This window comes from Lacimonas salitolerans (genome assembly GCF_042677865.1).
GTDB lineage: Bacteria > Pseudomonadota > Alphaproteobacteria > Rhodobacterales > Rhodobacteraceae > Lutimaribacter > Lutimaribacter salitolerans.
Window position 1 is genome coordinate 23,492 of record NZ_JBHUDD010000005.1, and the last position, 17,991, is coordinate 41,482.

15 protein-coding genes and 2 tRNA genes are annotated in these 17,991 nt (G+C 65.8%); 13 read left to right on the plus strand and 4 right to left on the minus strand.

Annotated features, from left to right (window positions below; genetic code table 11):
* Positions 1–140: 140 nt before the first annotated feature.
* The 3 genes from ACFTOW_RS00975 (at position 141) to ACFTOW_RS00985 (ending at position 1,307) form a co-directional block, all read left to right on the plus strand.
* Positions 141–578 carry an HU family DNA-binding protein gene (locus ACFTOW_RS00975; RefSeq protein ID WP_379912155.1) on the plus strand — a complete coding sequence of 146 codons (438 nt, stop codon included), beginning with the start codon at positions 141–143 and terminating at the stop codon, positions 576–578.
* Positions 579–597: 19 nt separating this feature from the next.
* Positions 598–672 (plus strand) — tRNA-Val (locus ACFTOW_RS00980).
* Positions 673–737: 65 nt separating this feature from the next.
* Positions 738–1,307 (plus strand): histidine phosphatase family protein, encoded by a 570-nt coding sequence (locus ACFTOW_RS00985; protein ID WP_379912157.1) that lies wholly within the window; start codon positions 738–740, stop codon positions 1,305–1,307.
* 3 nt (positions 1,308–1,310) lie between these two features.
* On the opposite strand, the gene ACFTOW_RS00990 is transcribed toward ACFTOW_RS00985, so the two are convergent.
* On the minus strand, positions 1,311–1,775 hold the full coding sequence (locus ACFTOW_RS00990) for a MaoC family dehydratase (RefSeq protein ID WP_379912159.1): 465 nt from the start codon (positions 1,773–1,775) through the stop codon (positions 1,311–1,313).
* A gap of 96 nt (positions 1,776–1,871) precedes the next feature.
* On the opposite strand from ACFTOW_RS00990, the gene ACFTOW_RS00995 reads away from it, so the two are divergent.
* The 8 genes from ACFTOW_RS00995 (at position 1,872) to cueR (ending at position 9,835) form a co-directional block, all read left to right on the plus strand.
* Positions 1,872–1,947 (plus strand) — tRNA-Val (locus ACFTOW_RS00995).
* Between the two features lie 264 nt (positions 1,948–2,211).
* Positions 2,212–3,279 carry an ABC transporter permease gene (locus tag ACFTOW_RS01000; protein WP_379912297.1) on the plus strand — a complete coding sequence of 356 codons (1,068 nt, stop codon included), beginning with the start codon at positions 2,212–2,214 and terminating at the stop codon, positions 3,277–3,279.
* Positions 3,279–4,058 carry an ABC transporter ATP-binding protein gene (locus tag ACFTOW_RS01005; protein WP_379912161.1) on the plus strand — a complete coding sequence of 260 codons (780 nt, stop codon included), beginning with the start codon at positions 3,279–3,281 and terminating at the stop codon, positions 4,056–4,058. Before ACFTOW_RS01000 ends, ACFTOW_RS01005 begins: the two co-directional genes overlap by 1 nt.
* A 3-nt stretch (positions 4,059–4,061) precedes the next feature.
* Positions 4,062–5,801 carry an MlaD family protein gene (locus ACFTOW_RS01010; protein WP_379912163.1) on the plus strand — a complete coding sequence of 580 codons (1,740 nt, stop codon included), beginning with the start codon at positions 4,062–4,064 and terminating at the stop codon, positions 5,799–5,801.
* Positions 5,798–6,436: an ABC-type transport auxiliary lipoprotein family protein gene (locus ACFTOW_RS01015; RefSeq protein ID WP_379912165.1), complete on the plus strand. Its 639-nt coding sequence runs from the start codon at positions 5,798–5,800 to the stop codon at positions 6,434–6,436. The genes ACFTOW_RS01010 and ACFTOW_RS01015 overlap by 4 nt, the downstream gene beginning before the upstream one ends.
* Before the next feature lie 81 nt (positions 6,437–6,517).
* Positions 6,518–6,859, plus strand: coding sequence for a RidA family protein (locus tag ACFTOW_RS01020; protein WP_379912167.1), 342 nt, complete (start codon positions 6,518–6,520; stop codon positions 6,857–6,859).
* Positions 6,860–6,959: 100 nt separating this feature from the next.
* Entirely contained in the window at positions 6,960–9,452 is a 2,493-nt protein-coding gene (locus ACFTOW_RS01025; protein WP_379912169.1) for a heavy metal translocating P-type ATPase, read from the plus strand.
* Positions 9,449–9,835 (plus strand): Cu(I)-responsive transcriptional regulator, encoded by a 387-nt coding sequence (cueR, locus tag ACFTOW_RS01030; RefSeq protein WP_379912171.1) that lies wholly within the window; start codon positions 9,449–9,451, stop codon positions 9,833–9,835. The genes ACFTOW_RS01025 and cueR overlap by 4 nt, the downstream gene beginning before the upstream one ends.
* A gap of 77 nt (positions 9,836–9,912) precedes the next feature.
* On the opposite strand, the gene katG is transcribed toward cueR, so the two are convergent.
* Positions 9,913–12,087, minus strand: coding sequence for a catalase/peroxidase HPI (katG, locus tag ACFTOW_RS01035; protein ID WP_379912173.1), 2,175 nt, complete (start codon positions 12,085–12,087; stop codon positions 9,913–9,915).
* A gap of 175 nt (positions 12,088–12,262) precedes the next feature.
* On the opposite strand from katG, the gene ACFTOW_RS01040 reads away from it, so the two are divergent.
* Positions 12,263–13,231: a hydrogen peroxide-inducible genes activator gene (locus ACFTOW_RS01040; RefSeq protein WP_379912175.1), complete on the plus strand. Its 969-nt coding sequence runs from the start codon at positions 12,263–12,265 to the stop codon at positions 13,229–13,231.
* On the opposite strand, the gene ACFTOW_RS01045 is transcribed toward ACFTOW_RS01040, so the two are convergent.
* Positions 13,171–15,495 carry a penicillin acylase family protein gene (locus ACFTOW_RS01045; RefSeq protein ID WP_379912177.1) on the minus strand — a complete coding sequence of 775 codons (2,325 nt, stop codon included), beginning with the start codon at positions 15,493–15,495 and terminating at the stop codon, positions 13,171–13,173. The genes ACFTOW_RS01040 and ACFTOW_RS01045 overlap by 61 nt on opposite strands.
* 13 nt (positions 15,496–15,508) lie before the next feature.
* The gene (locus ACFTOW_RS01050; RefSeq protein ID WP_379912179.1) at positions 15,509–16,321 is read right to left on the minus strand and encodes an IclR family transcriptional regulator; all 813 of its coding nucleotides are present in this window, start codon (positions 16,319–16,321) and stop codon (positions 15,509–15,511) included.
* Positions 16,322–16,462: 141 nt separating this feature from the next.
* Here ACFTOW_RS01050 and ACFTOW_RS01055 point away from each other — a divergent pair, with 141 nt between their 5' ends.
* Complete coding sequence (locus ACFTOW_RS01055; protein ID WP_379912181.1) at positions 16,463–17,986, plus strand: M81 family metallopeptidase; 1,524 nt, start codon at positions 16,463–16,465, stop codon at positions 17,984–17,986.
* Positions 17,987–17,991: the final 5 nt, after the last annotated feature.

Below are 17,991 nucleotides of genomic sequence, written 5' to 3' on the forward strand. Positions count from 1 at the left end.
TCAGGCACCCTCTCACCCATGGTGGTAAATTCGCAAAAACCCCATATGCAATGGCGTTCGCCGCCTATTTCCCGCTAGAGGCGCGAAAGGAAGCGCGTTAAGGTCCGTGAAAGGCAAACAATCCAGGGGCAGTGACAGCTATGGCCACGACCACACGCAAGACACCCGCAAAGACCACCACCCGCAAGACCACGTCGAAATCCGCCGCCGCAAGCGGCACCGCGGCGAAATCCGCGGCCATCGCCTCGGTCGAGCAGGCAGCGCCCGAACCCACGGTCGTCACCAGCACGGTGCCCGACGCTGCATCCCCCGAGATGAAGAAGAAAGAACTGATCGACGCCGTGGTTGCGCGCTCGGGCATCAAAAAGAAAGACGCCAAGCCCGTGGTCGAGGCGATGCTGGCCGTGCTGGGCGAGGAGATGGGGCAGGGGCGCGAGTTGAACCTGCAACCCTTGGGCAAGATGAAGATCAACCGCATCAAGCAGCTGTCCGGCGCCAAGGTCGTGATGTGCAAATTGCGCCAGAACGAAACGCTGGGAAAACCTGATGCGGACCCCCTTGCAGACGCAGCCGAGTGACGCTAATACCGCCGTCACCGGGTGATTAGCTCAGTGGTAGAGCGCTTCGTTCACATCGAAGATGTCAGGAGTTCGAATCTCTTATCACCCACCAGAATTCGGGCGCGCTGACCATGGTCGGCGCGCCATTTTCGTTTTTGGCAACCGAAAGGCCCCGCAATGATTCCCCCGCTTTACCTGCTGCGCCACGGCCAGACCGACTGGAACCGCGACCGCCGGATTCAGGGCCAGATGGAATCCGACCTGACCGATCTGGGCCGCGAACAGGCCGCCCGGCAGGGCGCGATCCTTGCCGGGCTTGATCTGCCCGCCGGCATTGTGGCCCATGTCTCGCCCCTGCGGCGCACGCGCCAGACCGCCGAGATTGCACTGCCGGCCGCCGGGCTGGTGCCGTGCTTTGACGACCGGCTGAAAGAGGTCCAGATGGGCCGCTGGGAGGGGCAGTATTACGCCGAACTCAAGCTGGCCGAGCCCGAGGCGTTCTCTGCCGGGTCGATCCTGCACCTGTGCCTGAACAGCCCCGGCGAGACGCATGATACCCTGCGCGCCCGCATCGCCGGATTTCTGGACGATCTGACCGGCCCGGCCGTGGTGGTCAGCCATGGTGTCGCGCTGACCATCCTGCGCGGTCTGGTCCTGAATGCCACGATGCCCCAGATGGAGGCAATGAGCCGCGATCAAGGCGTCGTCTGGGAATTGCGCGACGGGCGCGAGATCACCCACGCCTGAGGGTCAAAGCCGCATCAGGTAGTCCTGCGTGCCTGACACCACCAGCACCCCGTCCTGATTGTGGATGGTCACCGCCAGTTCCATAACGCCGGTGCTGGCCTGCCGCCGCAGCCCGGTGATTTCAAACGCGGGATACAGCGTATCCCCGCAATAGACCGGCGCCAGAAACCGGCTGGACTGCGCCAGAAAGCCGATCAGCGCCTCGCCCATCTGATGCGCCAGCGGGCTGGCGCCGATCGCCGCCTGGATCAGCGTCTGATAGCCGTGGGCCATCAGGTCGCGATGACCCAGCCGGGCCAGATAGACGCGGTCGTAATGGATCGGGTGATTGTCGCCGCTGCTGGCCTGAAAGGCGGCAAACACGCCCTCGGTCATGGTGCGCGACGGGGCGCGAAACACCTCGCCCACCGCGAAATCGTCGAAATGCCGGGTCGGCAGCATGCTGTGCTGTGTGGGGTCGAACGTCATCGCGGTGGTCCTTTTTGCCGGCAGGAAAGGGGCAGGGCGCATCGCTGTCAATCCTGTCTTGCATGCGTCGCGCGCTTTGGCTAAACGCAGCGCACCGGGTGATTAGCTCAGTTGGTAGAGCGCTTCGTTTACACCGAAGATGTCGGGAGTTCGAGTCTCTCATCACCCACCAGCCCACAGGCCACCCACGCCGGGACTGCAGGGTAGCCAGACCACTCCAAATAGCCCGCGATGAATAGTGCCGGCGTCGACGCCTTCGATGGCGAAACAGGCGATCGTGGGCGGTCTTGGAACGCCACGCGCCCCGGGTGGTTTCGTGACTACCACTAGGCAGATATCTGTGCTAGGTCGCTGTTTTTCGGGGGTATCTGTGCAGGACGTCGGGTCGGATATTGCAGACATCGTGGTTGAAGAGAGTGGCGAAAGCCGCTCCTTGATGCTGTCGGGTGCCCTGACCGTGCGCACACTTGCCCGGGTCGAGGAAGAGCTGACTGCCCTGTCGCCCAAGGACACGACCATCGACATGTCCTCGGTCACCATGCTGGACACGGCGGGGGCCTGGGCCATTGTCACGTTCCGCCAACGCATGGCCGATGCCGGGTTCGGCGCCGAGATAGACGGCGCCGATCAGCGCCAGAGGGACCTGCTGGCCACCGTGACCGACGCCTTTCCCGACACGCCCGAGGCCCCGGACACCGCCGTCAGCCTGATCGACCGGATGGAATCGATCGGCAGAGGTGTGGTGTCGGGCTTTGTCTTTCTGATGGAACTGACAGGCTTTCTGGGCATCTTTCTGGCCCGGATGGGGCGTGCCGTTGTCCACCCGCGCGAGTTTCGCCTGACCGCGCTGGTGCATCACTGCCACGAGGTCGGCCTGCGCGCCGTGCCCATCGTGTCGCTGATGGCGTTCCTCATCGGTGTCGTGCTGGCCTTTCAGGGCTCGGCGCAGTTGCGCCAGTTCGGGGCCGAGGTGTTTGTCGTCGATCTGATCGCGGTGTCGATCCTGCGCGAGCTTGGCATCCTGCTGACGGCGATCATCGTCGCGGGGCGCACGGCATCGGCCTTTACCGCGGCCATCGGCTCGATGAAGATGCGCGAGGAGATCGATGCCATGCAGACTCTGGGGATCGACCCGGCGATGGCGCTGTTCGTGCCGCGCATCCTGGCACTGCTGCTGATGCTGCCGATCCTCGGGCTGATCGCCAATATCATGGGGCTGCTGGGCGGCGCGATCATGTCATGGATCGAGCTGGGGATCTCCCCGGCGATGTTCCAGACCCGTCTTATCGAAGGCACCGGAACCTCGCATCTGATCGTTGGCATGGTCAAGGCCCCGGTCTTTGCCCTGATCATCGGGCTTGTCGGCTGCCACGCGGGCATGAAGGTCGGCAGCGATGCGGAATCGCTGGGCCGGATGACCTCCAGTGCGGTGGTGACGGCGATCTTTGCGGTGATTGTGGCTGATGCGCTGTTTTCCGTCTTTTTCGCGCAGATGGAGATGTGATGGAGCGCGAGGCGATCATTTCCCTGCGCGGCATCCGCAGCCAGTTCGGCCAGACGGTCGTGCATGACAACCTTGATCTGGATGTCTGGCGCGGCGAGGTGCTGGGCGTGGTTGGCGGGTCGGGCACCGGCAAGTCCGTTCTTCTGCGCACGATCGCCGGTCTGCGGCGTCCACAGGCGGGCACGGTGCACATGTTCGGCATCGACGCGACAGCCGCCAACGAGGAAGAGCGCGCCATGCTGGACCGCCGCACCGGCGTGATGTTTCAGGACGGCGCGCTGTTTTCGTCGCTGACCGTGCGCGAGAATGTCGAGGTGCCGATGCGCGCCGTCGACGGGCTGACCCCGAAACTGCGCCGGGCTCTGGCCGATCTCAAGATCTCGATGTCGGGCCTGCCGTGGTCGGCGGGGGACAAGTATCCCTCCGAGCTGTCCGGCGGGATGCGCAAGCGGGCCGGGCTGGCGCGGGCGCTGGCGCTGGACCCCGAGATCGTCTTTCTGGACGAGCCGACGGCGGGGCTCGACCCCATCGGGGCCTCGGAATTCGACACGCTGATCAAGGGATTGTCACGGCAACTGGGGCTGACGGTGTTCCTTGTCACCCATGATCTTGATACGCTTCATGCGACTTGCGACAGGATCGCCGTGCTGGCCGAAAAGCGCGTGCTGGTCACCGGCACGATGGCCGATATGATGAAAGTCGATCACCCGTGGGTGCACGAGTATTTCCACGGTCCGCGCGCACGCGCGGCGATGGTGGCCAAGGACGGGAACGAATAATCTATGGAAACACGGGCAAATTACGTTTTGATCGGGGCCTTTGCCCTGGCGGGCTTTTTCGGGCTTTTGGGGTTTTTCCTGTGGTTTGCCCAGTACGAGCTGGACCGCCAGTTCGAATATTACGACGTGCGCTATACCTCGGTCTCCGGCCTGTCACGCGCCTCCGAGGTGCGGTTTGCCGGGCTGCCGGTGGGGCAGGTTGCGGATGTGCGCCTGTCGCCCGATGACGATGGCACGGTTCTTGTGCGGCTCGAGGTGGCGGGCGGCACGCCCATTCGCGCCGACAGTATTGCCACCATTGAATCGCTTGGTGTGACGGGCGTGTCCTATGTCGGTATCAGTTCGGGCGATCCGAATGCGCCCTTCCTGCGTGACACCGCCGACGGCGCCATACCGGAAATCGAGGCGGGCCGCTCGGTCCTGCAAACGCTGAGCGAAGACGCGCCAGAGATCATCGCCGAGGCGCTTTCCGTCATGGAAAGGGTCAGCGACATCCTGAGCGAGGAAAACCAGCAGAAGGTGCAGGGCATTCTGGACAATCTGGAGCAGTCGTCAGAAGGGCTGAGCCAAGCGCTGGACGATTTCGCCGTTGTCAGCACCACGATCGCAAGCGCCTCGGTGGATATCGCGGGCTTCGCCGAAGAGCTGGAACCCGTGGTCAGCGCCGTCGAGGGCACGCTTGCAAACGTGGATACCACGCTGGAATCCTTCACCCGGCTGTCCGAGCGGGTGATTTCCTCGCTGGATGTGGGCGATGCCACCCTGTCCAGCGCACGGGTGGCGATGGATGCGGCCGAGGTTTTCATGACCGGCGATCTGCCGGTGATCATTCAGGATCTGACCGAAACCACCTTTTTCCTGCGCGACCAGGCCCAGGTTCTTGTCGCGGATGCGCGCGACCTGATGTCAGAATTCACCGCCACGGGCGCCGCCGCCACCGCGCGTCTGACCGAGGCGCAATCAACCCTGCAGGCGACCGAAGAGACGATTGCCCGGTTGTCAGAAACACTCGAAAGCATCGATCAGGCGGCCGTGTCCTTTGATGGTCTGGTAACCAACAATGGCGCGGCACTGGTGGCCGAAACCCGCGCCATGATCGCCAATGCCGACAGCACAGTCCGCATGATCAGCGAAGCCGCCGAAAACGATCTGCCCGCAATCGTGGCCGACATCCGCAACGCGACCCAGACCGCCAATCGCGTCACCTCCGAAGTGGGCCAGCAGATTTCCGACGCCGCCGGGCGGATCGACGGTCTGGCCGAAGGGGCCACGGATGCGATGGCGCAGGTGACCGACACGTTCGCCAACGCCAACCAGACGCTGGACGCGATCAACAGCGCCCTTGTCACCGGCGAACGCACGCTGGTCGCGGCGGAAAGCGCCTTTGCCGGTGCCGATCGCGTGATCAACGAGGATATCGACGGCATCACCGCCGACATGCGCCAGATCATGACCCGTCTGGACGGGGCCATCGCGCAGGTGTCGCAGGACATCCCCGAGGTCACGGCAGACCTGCGCCGCGCCGCGGAAACCGCGAACGCCACCTTTGTCGAGCTGAGCCGATTGGTTTCTGACTCGCGCGGGCCGATCGGCGACTTTGCCGCCAACGGGCTGGCGCAATACACCCGCCTTGCCAGCGAAACCCGCGCGCTGATTTCCAATCTCGAAGGTCTGGCCCGCCAGATCGAGCGCGATCCTGCCCGCTTTTTCCTCAACCGTCAGTCACCGGAGTTCAGACGATGACCCTATTCCCCAAGGCCTTTCTCGTCGCTGCCACGATGACACTTGCGGGGTGCTCGGCGATTTCCTCGCTGACCGATGCCACCACGCCGTTGCAGGCGTACGAGTTGCGCGCGCCCGCCGACCTGCCCGCCCCCGCCGTGCGCGGCTCTTTGCGCCGTGAACTGGCGATCGAGGCCCCGACCACGGGCGGCGCGCTGGACACCGACAGGATCATGATCCGCCCCGGCCCGTTCGAGGCGCAGTACCTGCCCGAGGCCAGGTGGACGGACACGGCCCCGGTCATGCTCCAGACCCTGATGCTGCGGTCGTTCGAGGATACCAACGCCCTGCGCTATGTGGGCCGAAGACCCCTGGGCGGATCGGGCGATTATGTGCTGGTGTCGGAACTGACGGATTTTCAGGCCGAACTTGCCCCCGACGGCGAAGCCGTGACCACCCGCGTGCGGCTGGTCGCGCGGCTGGTGCGCGAATCCGACAGCAGCATCCTTGGCAGCCGCACGATCAACACCGTTGCCGCCGCCACGTCCAGCGACACGCAGGACGTCGTGGAAAGCTTTGATCGGGCCACCTCGGCCGCGTTGAAGGATCTGGTCGGCTGGGCCGTCGGCCTCATGGGCTTGCGGGTCAGCGGCTGAGGGGCGGCTGCGCGCTTCTCTTGCGATGGGCGCCGTTGCGGGCTACGCCGATGCCACAACGGCATCACGAAAGGAAAGCCCATGATCGAACGGATTGAGACCGGCGCACGGATGAGCCAGGCAGTCAAACACAGCGGCACCGTCTATCTGGCGGGGCAGGTCGGCAAGGGCGCATCGGTCACCGAACAGACCCGTGATTGTCTGGCGCAGGTCGACCGCCTGCTGGAACTGGCCGGCTCTGACAAGACGCGCATTTTGCAAGCCGTGATCTGGATGGCCGACATGGCCGATTTCGCGGAAATGAACGCGGTCTGGGACGCCTGGGTGCCCGCAGGCCACAGCCCCGCACGCGCGGCCGGTGAGGCCAGGCTGGCAACCCCGGACTACAAGGTCGAGGTCATCGTGACCGCCGCCTGCGACTGATCCGCCGCTGACGGACGGGGGGCGGTTCTTTCTGCGCCGCCCCCTTGACCTTCCGGTGACTGGAACCCCTATCTGTGCCTCAAAGCAGCAGGAGGGCGCGATGTCGTTCCAGACCACACTACAGATTTCCGGCATGACCTGCGGCGGTTGCGCCGCGCGGGTCGATCGCGCGCTGACCGGCGCGGACGCCGTCCAGAGCGCCAGCGTGAACCTTGCCGGGGAAACCGCCAATGTCACGCTGCGCGATGCCGCCGACCTGCCGCAAGTGGCAGACACGCTTGCGCAGGCCGGATACCCCGCCCGCACCTCCGAGGCGGTATTGCAGGTCAGCAACATGAATTGCGGCTCGTGCGTGGGTCGGGTCGAACAGGCGCTGTCGGCGGTGCCCGGTGTGCTGTCGGCCAGCGTCAACCTTGCGGCGGAAACGGCGCATGTGCGCTATCTGACCGGTGTGACGGATGCTGCCGCGCTGACCGCCGCCACCGCGCAGGCGGGATATCCTGCGGACCTGTCGCAAGGCGGCGACGCCCGCGACCGCAGCGAGGAAAAGGCGCAAGAGGCGCAGGTGCTGGCGCGCGATGCCATCGTCGCAGGCGCGCTGACCCTGCCAGTGTTCGTGCTTGAAATGGGCGGGCATCTGTTTCCCGCCTTTCACCACTGGATTGCCCATACCATCGGCATGCAGACAAGCTGGCTGATCCAGTTCGCGCTGGTCACGCTGGTGCTGATCGGGCCGGGGCGGCGGTTCTACCGCATCGGCCTGCCGGCGCTTGCCAAGGGCGCGCCGGACATGAACAGCTTTGTGGCGCTGGGGACGATGGCGGCATACGTCTATTCGCTGGTCGCCACCTTCGCGCCCGCCCTGCTGCCCGAGGCCAATCGCGCGGTGTATTTCGAGGCGGCAGCGGTCATCGTCACCCTGATCCTGCTGGGTCGCTGGCTCGAGGCGCGGGCCAAGGGCCGCACCGGTGCCGCGATCCGCGCGCTGCTGGATTTGCAGGTGCGCGAGGCGCGGGTGGAACGCGATGGCGAGCAGGTCACCGTGGCGGTCGAGGCGTTGCAAACCGGCGACGTGATCGTGATCCGCCCGGGCGAACGCGTGCCCAGCGATGGCGAGGTGATCGACGGTGCCACCCGCGTGGACGAATCGATGCTGACCGGCGAACCCGCCCCTGTGGCCAAGGGCGCCGGCGACACGGTGACCGGCGGCACGGTGAACGGGGCAGGGTCGCTGCGCATCCGCGCCACCGCCGTGGGCCGCGATACCGTGCTGGCCCAGATCATCCGCATGGTCGAGGACGCACAGGGCACCAAGCTGCCGATACAAGGCATGGTCGACCGCATCACCCTGTGGTTCGTGCCTGCCGTCATGGTGGCGGCTGCGCTGACCGTGCTGGTCTGGCTGGTCTTCGGCCCCGATCCGGCACTGACGCTGGCGCTGGTGGCGGGCGTGTCGGTCCTGATCATCGCCTGCCCCTGCGCGATGGGTCTGGCCACGCCCACATCCATCATGGTCGGCATGGGCCGCGCGGCGCAGATGGGGGTGCTGTTCCGCAAGGGTGATGCCCTGCAAAAGCTGGGCGCGGTCAAGGTGGTGGCGCTGGACAAGACCGGCACCGTGACCCAAGGCCGCCCCGAACTGACTGATCTGGTCACGCTGGGCGACTGGTCGCGCGCTGACCTGCTGGCGCATCTGGCGGCGGTTGAATCGCGCTCGGAACACCCCATCGCCAGCGCCATCACCCGCGCGGCCAAGACCGAAAGGGTCGCCCCGGCGACGCTGGAAGAGTTCGACTCCATCACCGGCCATGGCCTGAGCGGGCTGGTGGACGGTCGCCGGGTGCTGGTGGGTGCGGAACGGTTGATGACCCGCGAGGGCATCGACATGGGCGATCACGCAGATACCGCGCTGGCACTGGCGCGCAAGGGGCGCAGCGCGCTGTTTGCGGCCATCGACGGGCAGTTGGCGGCGGTGATCGGCGTGGCCGATCCGGTCAAGCCCGGCAGCCGCGCGGCGATCGCCGCCCTGCAGGCGCAGGGTCTGTGGGTGGCGATGATCACCGGCGACGGCGAGGCGACGGCGCAGGCCATCGCCGCCGAGGTCGGCATCGATCAGGTGATCGCGGGCGTGCTGCCCGATGGCAAGCAGGCCGCGCTGGACGATCTGCGCCGCCATGGCACCGTGGCCTTTGTCGGCGACGGGATCAACGACGCGCCGGCGCTGGCGGCGGCGGATGTGGGCATCGCCATCGGCACCGGCACCGACGTCGCGATCGAGGCGGCGGATGTGGTGCTGATCTCGGGCGATCTGCGCGGGGTGGTCAACGCGCATCACATCTCGCGCGCGACGATGACCAACATCCGGCAGAACCTGTTCTGGGCCTTCGGCTACAATGTGGCGCTGATCCCGGTGGCGGCGGGGGTGCTGTACCCGGCGCTGGGGCTGATGCTGTCGCCGATGCTGGCGGCTGGGGCGATGGCGCTGTCCTCGGTCTTTGTGCTAAGCAACGCGCTGCGCCTGCGTCGCCTGCGCCCGGTCATGGACGAAGGGCAGGGCGCGCCCGCACACCCCTTGCAGGAGGCACACGCATGAACATCGGCGAGGTGGCAGAACGCTCGGGCCTGCCCGCGAAAACCATCCGGTATTATGAGGATATCGGCCTGATCCGCCCCGACCGGCGCGACAACGGCTATCGCAGTTTTGCTGAAACGCACCTGCACAAGCTGGCTTTTATCGGACGCGCCCGCGCGCTGGGGTTTACCATCGACGAATGCCGCACCCTCTTGGCGCTGTACGAGGACGAAGGCCGCAGCAGCGCCGAGGTCAAGCATCTGGCGCAGGATCACCTGGCCCGGATCGACGCCAAGATCGCCGAGTTGCAGGACATGCGCGCGACGCTGTCGCATCTGGTGCGGGCCTGCGCGGGCGACAACCGCCCCGATTGCCCGATCCTGAAAGGGCTGGCCAACCCCTGAGTGGCTGAAACGACAAAGCCCCCCGCGATGTCACGCGGGGGGCTTTGCGTTTTATCCTGCCTTGTGTGCAGGGCGGTTTACGCTGCCAGATCGAACCGGTCGGCGTTCATCACCTTGGTCCAGACCTTGACGAAATCACCCACGAATTTCGCGTGGCCGTCATCCTGTGCATAGACCTCGGCATAGGCGCGCAGGATCGAGTTCGACCCGAACACCAGATCGACGCGCGTCGCGGTCCATTTGGTGTCGCCCGATTGGCGGTCGACGATGGCATAGCTGTTCTTGCCGGTCGGCTCCCACTTGTTGCCCATGTCGGTCAGGTTGACGAAAAAGTCGTTCGTCAACGCGCCCACGCGGTCGGTGAAAACCCCGTGCCCGGTGCCGCCGTGGTTGGTGCCCAGCACGCGCATGCCGCCGATCAGGCAGGTCATTTCCGGCGCGGTCAGGCCCAGCAGTTGGGCGCGGTCCAGCATCAGTTCCTCGGGCGTGACGATATAGTCTTTCTTGAGGAAGTTGCGGAAACCGTCGGCCACCGGCTCCATGACGTCAAAGCTGTCGGCATCGGTCTGTTCGGCCAACGCGTCGCCCCGACCGGGTGCGAAGGGCACCGTGACGTCCATGCCGGCCGCCTTGGCTGCCTGCTCGATCCCGACATTGCCGGCCAGCACGATCACATCGGCCAGCGATGCACCGGTGTCGGCGGCAATCGGCTCCAGCACCGACAGGACACGCGCCAGGCGGTCAGGCTCGTTGCCTTCCCAGTCCTTTTGCGGGGCCAGACGGATGCGCGCGCCATTGGCACCGCCGCGCATGTCCGATCCGCGGAAGGTCCGCGCGCTGTCCCAGGCGGTCGCCACCATGTCGGCGATGCTCAGGTCGGTCGCGGCGATCTTTGCCTTGACTGCATCAACATCATAGCCGGTCGAACCCGCAGGCACCGGATCCTGCCAGATCAGGTCTTCGGCAGGCACGTCCGGCCCGATCCAGCGCACTTTCGGCCCCATGTCGCGGTGAGTCAGCTTGAACCATGCGCGCGCAAAGCAATCGTCGAAATAGGCCGGGTCGGCCATGAACTTTTCGCAGATCGCGCGATAGGTCGGGTCCATCTTCATCGCCATGTCGGCGTCGGTCATCATCGGCATGACACGCTTGGTCGGATCGGTGGCATCCACCGGCATGTCTTCTTCCTTGATGTCGACGGGCTGCCACTGGTTGGCACCGGCGGGCGATTTGGTCAGCTCCCACTCATAGCCGAACAGCAGCTTGAAATAGCCCATGTCCCACTTGGTCGGCTCGGTCGTCCATGCGCCCTCGATGCCGCTGGTGATCGCATTGGTGGCCTTGCCGTCGAGGTTGGCGTTCATCCAGCCAAAGCCCTGCGTTTCCAGACCGGCCGCCTCGGGCTCGGCGCCCAGCTTTTCGGCGTCGCCATTGCCATGCGCCTTGCCGACGGTGTGACCACCGGCGGTCAGGGCCGCGGTTTCCTCGTCGTTCATCGCCATGCGGGCGAATGTCTCGCGCACATGTGCTGCGGTCTTCAGCGGATCGGGCTGGCCGTTCACGCCTTCGGGGTTCACATAGATCAGGCCCATCTGCACGGCGGCCAGCGGGTTTTCCATCGTGTCGGGCTGCATCACGTCTTCGTAGCGGGTGTCCGACGGGGCCAGCCACTCCATCTCGGCACCCCAATAGGTGTCCTTTTCCGGGTGCCAGATGTCTTCGCGGCCAAAGGCGAAACCATAGGTTTTCAGCCCCATGTCCTCATAGGCGATGGTGCCCGCCAGCAGGATCAGGTCGGCCCAGCTGATCTTGTTGCCGTATTTCTTCTTGATCGGCCAAAGGATGCGGCGCGCCTTGTCCAGGTTGCCGTTGTCGGGCCACGAGTTCAGCGGCGCAAAGCGGATGTTGCCGGTGGCCCCGCCGCCACGACCGTCGGACAGCCGGTAAGTGCCCGCCGCGTGCCAGGACAGGCGGATCATCAGGCCGCCATAGTGGCCCCAGTCTGCCGGCCACCACTCCTGACTGTCTTTCAACAGCGCGTGCACATCGGCCTTCAGGGCGTCGAAATCAAGCGTTTCAAGCTCTTTGGCATAGTTGAAATCGGGGCCCAGCGGATTGGGCTTGGTGTCGTGCTGGTGCAGGATGTCCAGGTTCAGCGAATTGGGCCACCAGCTTACCACCGATGTCCCGGTGGCGGTGTTCCCGCCGTGCATCACCGGGCATTTGCCTGTCGGCATGTCGTTCCCGTCCATTTGGCTCTCCTTACTGTCTTGGTTTGCTATCTCTCATCACAAGGGCCTGCGGTTGCGAACCTGCGGGCGCGGTGCCCGGGTCGCAGCGATTCCCTTGTTCTGTCGAGCGTGACACTAACACTGGTTTGCATTAGAAAGAATTTGGAAATCGTAATGAATATGATAATCGTGGATTATGAATGGATTGACCCTGCGCCACCTTCGATACTTCGCCGCACTGGCCCGGCACGGCCATTTCGGACGTGCGGCGGCGGCCTGCTCGATATCCCAGCCCGCCCTGTCGGTGCAGATGAAAGAACTCGAGGCGCTGGTGGGCGCGCCGCTGATCGAACGCAGCACACGCCAGATCCGCCTGACCCGCCTGGGCGAGGCGCTGGCCGAACGCGCGCAGGACATCCTGCATGCGGTGGACGAGGTCGAGGATCTGGCCCGCGCGGCCAGCGACATGATGGCGGGTCGGCTGCGGATCGGGGTGATTCCCACCATCGCGCCCTATCTGTTGCCCGCGCTGATCAAGGATCTGACCCTGCGCTTTCCCGCGCTCGACATCCGCCCGCGCGAGGCGATCACCCAGACCCTGATCAACGAGTTGCTGGACATGACGTTGGACGTCGCCATCGTCGCGCTGCCGGTGTCCGAGCCGTCGCTGCACGAAGAGACGCTGTTTGACGAGGAATTCGTGCTGGTCCGCCCGCTGACCGACGCGGCCAAACCCGTTCCCCCCGCCGAACGCCTGCGCGAAATGCGCCTGCTGCTGCTGGAAGAGGGGCACTGCTTTCGCGATCAGGCGCTGTCGTTCTGCAACATCGGGCAGGCCACGCCGCGCGATCTGATGGAGGGCAGCACGCTGGCCACGCTGGTGCAGATGGTGGGCGTGGGCATCGGCGTGACACTGATCCCCGAAATGGCGGTCCAGACCGAAACCGGATCGGCCGCCGTCTCGGTCGCGCGGCTGGCGCGGCCACGCCCCAAGCGGCGCATCGGCATGGTCTGGCGCGGCACCTCGCCGCTGGCCCCGCATCTGGCGCAGATGGCCGAAACCCTGCGGCAGATGCATATGGCCGGGCGGATCGGTTCGCGCGCTCAGCCCGGCAGCAGCGAGATGGTCGATACCGTGGCCGCGGCCACCGCCTCTTCGGAATAGCACATCGGCACATAGTCGCCGCGCGCCCAGAGCGGGGCCAGATCGTCGTAATGCGCGGTGCCCGGCACGCCCGACTGTCCAGGCGCGTTGATCCAGACGCTGTTGTCCCACGCACCCACATCCACCACCATCCGCACCGACGCACCATTGCGCACGCGGAAATCCGACGCCTCGTAATGGGCCATCATCACCGTGCTGGAACTGCCGCCCTTGTCGAATGGCCCCACGTCGAACCCGGGCCGCACCGGCGTCAGCGCATGATCGAAATACCCCTTGTGCAGATCACCCCAGCGCCACTGTGCCGGATCGTCCCCGAACCGTGCGTTGGCGTCTGCCCAAGCGGCCTCCAGCGTCTGCGACAGAACCGCCGCGCGCGCCGCGTCATCGTCCAGACCCGCGCGCGCGGCCAGACCCGGATGCGCGCCTTCCAGCATCCTGACCGTGGTGGCGATGCTGCCCGCGCCAAAGAACCGGCGGAGGCCCATGTCGGGGGCGATCCGCTCCAGCAGCGCCGGGCGCAGGTGGCAAGACACCCACAGCTCGGCCAGCAGGGTGGCCGCGCTGTCGGTCGTCGCATGCCCGTCCCAGCCGCGCAGCAGATCGCGCGCCGCCGCCGGGGCACTCTCGGGGATCAGCGCGACCAGCCGCGTGACATAATCCGAAAACGTATCCGTCTGCAACGCGCAGGTGCTGGCGACGTCATGGCCGCCACCGGCCCCCAGAACATCCGTGATGCGCTTGGCGCGGTTGTCCTCCAGCCACTCGAACCCCACCGGGGCGGCGTCATGGTCCCAATATGCAGGCAGGTTCATTTCATTGGCCGACTGGACAAAGCCGGTATCGGGGTTCTCCACCCCCGGCAGATCGGCGGCGGTCATGTAGCCCGCCCATTCGAACCGCCCGTCGCCCGCCACCGGGGTCAGCCCGCGCCAGCCGGTGCGGCGCGGCACATAGGCCGCCGCCTGCCAGCCGATGTCGCCACCAGTATCGGCATAGACCATGTTGACCGAGGGCGCGCCCCAGGTCCGCAGCGCATCGCGGAACCCACCCAGATCTGTGGTGCGCATGGATTTCAGGCTGGCCATGTAGGGCGCGCTGCCCGGATCGGTGAACACCGTGCGCACGGCCAGCGCCAGGTTGCGCGCGCTGTCCTGCCAGACCACCGGACCATGCCGGGTGAACCACAGCGGCAGCGTCTGATCCGGGGCGCCCTTGACGGCAAACACCTCGTCCACGCGGGTCATGCTCTCGTCGCCATCCTCGTGGCGATAGCGTATGGGATCGCCGGGCAGGGTGTCATAGACCATGACATCCTCCTGATCCGCGACAAAGATGGTCAGGCTGAAGGCTGCCGTCCCGTTGTGACCGGCCATGATGCCGGGTGACGACGGCTCGCCCGCGCCGATGAGGTCCAGCCCAGGGGCTGTCAGATGGACCATATAGCGCAGCGACGGCGCGGCATGGGCGCGGTGCGGATCGCTGGCCATGATCGCGCGGCCGGTGGCGGTGTGGTCTGGTGCAATGGCCCAGTTGTTCGACCCTTCGGGCGGGGTTTCGCGCGCAACCACCGTCTTGCGCGGATCGACGGCAGACCAGAGGGCTGCATCCTCCAGCCGGGCGTTCAGGCGTTCAGGGCTGAAGGTCACAGGCGCGGTGGCCAGCTCGTAGACCGCCAGCGCATCGGGTGGCAGGTCGGCGGGATGGGCCACGGCCCATTCCTCGTCCGGCACGGGCGGGGTCAACGGTGCGCGCATCAGGTCGGCTTCGGGGTCTGCCAGCCCCTGCACGATCTTGCGCGCCAGTTCCGACGCGGCGTTGCGCGACAGGCAATGCGTGCGGATGCGCACCACATCCTCGGGCGCCCAGTGGGATGGTTTTGTGCCAAGCTCGGCAAACTCGGGCGGCAAGGGCAGGGTGCCCGCCAGCACCAGATCGACGCCCGCATTGATGCCTTGGGCAAAGGCGGTGCAGATGTCCTGCGCATCCGGGCCATAGGCCGCCCATTCCGGCCCCATGTCGCCGCGATACAGAAACAGCCGCGCCGCGCGGTCCTGCATCAGGTAGCCGGGGCCAAAGTCGGCCGCCAGCAGGCCCAGACCCCGCTTGCGCCACAGATCGATCTGCCACAGCCGGTCGCGCGCCGCGTTGAACCCTTGCACAAAAAACGCATCCCGCGTGCTGTCGGCGGTGATATGCGGCAGGCCCCAGCGGTCGATGCGGATGGTGGCAGGGGCGTGCAGGCCGGGCAGGGTCAGGTCGGTCATGGAAAGGTGCCTTTCAAAACTGGCTGATGGCGCGCGCCGCTTCCGAGGCGAGCGGGGCGAAATTCGCGGCAAAATCCTCGGGCGTCCATTCGGCCTGCGATCCGGCCACATGGATCGCCGCCAACGGCGTGCCGCCGGCATCCAGAACCGGAAAGCCCAAGGCGATCTCGCCGGTCAGGATCTGGCTGACCCCGACGGCAAACCCACGCTCGCGGGTTTGCTCGACCTTGGCAAGGATGTCGGGAATCCCGGTCACGGTGTGGGGGGTAAAGGGCTGCCTGTCGGATCGCTCCAGAATGTCGCGCACCCGGTCGTCGGGCAGTTTCGACAGAATCGCCCAGCCGCCCGAACTGCAAAACATCGGTACGCTGTGTCCCACCAGCGTGGTATAGAATGTCTGGCGCTTACTTTGCAGGCGAACCGCGTAAACAACGCGCAGATCATCGAATAGTGACAGATCCACCCGTTCGCGCACCGACTTGCGCAACTCCTGCAGCACCGGCGTCGCCCGCCGCACCAGAGGGTCCAGCCGCAGCACATCCAGCGTGTGATCCAGGATGCGGATGCCGGGCACGAACCCGTGGCCGGATGGATCGCGCCGGATATAGCCCAGGCTGCGCAGCGTATGCACCATTCGTTGGGCGGCGCTGCGGTCCACGCCTGCGGTCTGGGCGATCTGCGACAGCGACATGGGGCGGTCGGAATGGTGAAACACCGACAACACCTTCATGGCCCGCTCGACCCCGCGCACGAACAACGGATCGGTGCGCTGGTCCTCGGTCAGATCACGGGCACCGGGTTCGGCGCGGGTCGTGTTTCGCGTCATCCCGGGTATCCTCCGGCAATTACAAAGTTGACATAGGGTAAATCTGCACTCTACGCTCAGAGTACAATGCAAGTGTATCGCATTGCAATACACTTGGACGGACAGACGCGGTCGGCACGCGGCAAACAGGTGGGGAAGTTCATGACGCGCAGGGTGGCGCTGGCAGGGTTCCTGCACGAGACCAACACATTTGCGCCGACCCGCGCGCAGATGTCCGATTTCGTGCAAGGCGGTGGATACATGCCGATGGCGCGCGGGGCGGATGTTCTGACGCGCGGGCGTGGCATCAACCTCGGCATCGGCGGGGCGGTCGATCACGGCGCGTCGGAAGGCTGGGACATGGTGCCGATCCTGTGGGCCGGTGCGATCCCGTCGGCCCACGTGGCAAGCGACGCCTATGACAGCATCACGGACGAGATCATCGCGGGCCTGCGCGCGGCGGGTCCGCTCGACGGCGTGTTTCTGGACCTGCACGGTGCGATGGTGGCCGAACATGTCGAGGACGGCGAGGGCGATTTCCTGATCCGCGTGCGCGAGGCGGTGGGCCCGGACGTGCGTATCGCCTGTGCATTGGATCTGCATGGAAATATCACGCAGGAAATGGTCGATGCGGCGGATGTGCTGGTGGGATTCCGCACCTATCCCCATGTCGACATGGCCGAGACTGGACGGCGCGCCGCCGTGCAGCTTGACCTGCTGATGGATCGCGGCGTGCCAACGGCCAAAGCCTTCCGCCGCCTGCCTTTTCTGATCCCGATCGCCTGGCAAAGCACGCGGGCCGAACCCGCGCGCGGCATCTATGATCTGGTGGCCGAGTGCGAATCCGCGGCTGCTCCCAGCACCTCGTTCTTCTTCGGCTTTCCGGCCGCGGATTTCCCCGGCTGCGGCCCGACAGTGATCTGCTACGGCGACACGCAGGATGCCGCCAACGCCGCAGCCGATCGCATCCAAGCCGCTGTTCTGGCAGCAGAAACCGAGTTCGCAGGCCAGACGTTCGACCCCGACGCAGGCGTGCGCGAGGCGATGCGCCTGGCGCAGACCGCCACCCGCCCGATCGTCATTGCCGACACGCAGGACAATCCCGGTGCAGGCGGCGACAGCAACACCACCGGCATGCTGCGCGCGATGGTGGCCAATCGTGCCAGCGGCGCGCTTGGCAACATGGTCGACCCAAAGGCGGCAGCAGCAGCCCACAAGGCGGGCGAGGGGGCCGAGGTCGAGATCGCCCTTGGCGGGTTTTCGAACATCCCCGGCGATGCACCGTTTCAGGCGACTTTCATAGTCGAAACCCTGTCTGACGGGCAGTGCCACGCCACCGGGCCCTTCTATGGCGGTGCGCATCTGAATCTGGGCCCGTCCGCCTGCCTGCGCATCGGCGATGTGCGGGTGGTGGTGACCAGCCACAAGGCGCAGATGGCCGATCAGCAGATGTACCGCATGGTCGGCATCGACCCGACGGAACAGGCGATCCTCGTCAACAAGAGTTCGGTTCATTTCCGCGCTGATTTCGACACGATCGCCGAAACCATCCTGACCTGTACCGCCCCCGGGCCGATGCCGGTCAGCCCTGCCAGCCTGCCCTTTACCCGGCTTGCGCCGGGAATGCGGCTGGAACCGCTGGGCCGTGCCTTTCAACCGAAAGGGACCACGCCGGCGCACGCCTGAGTTCA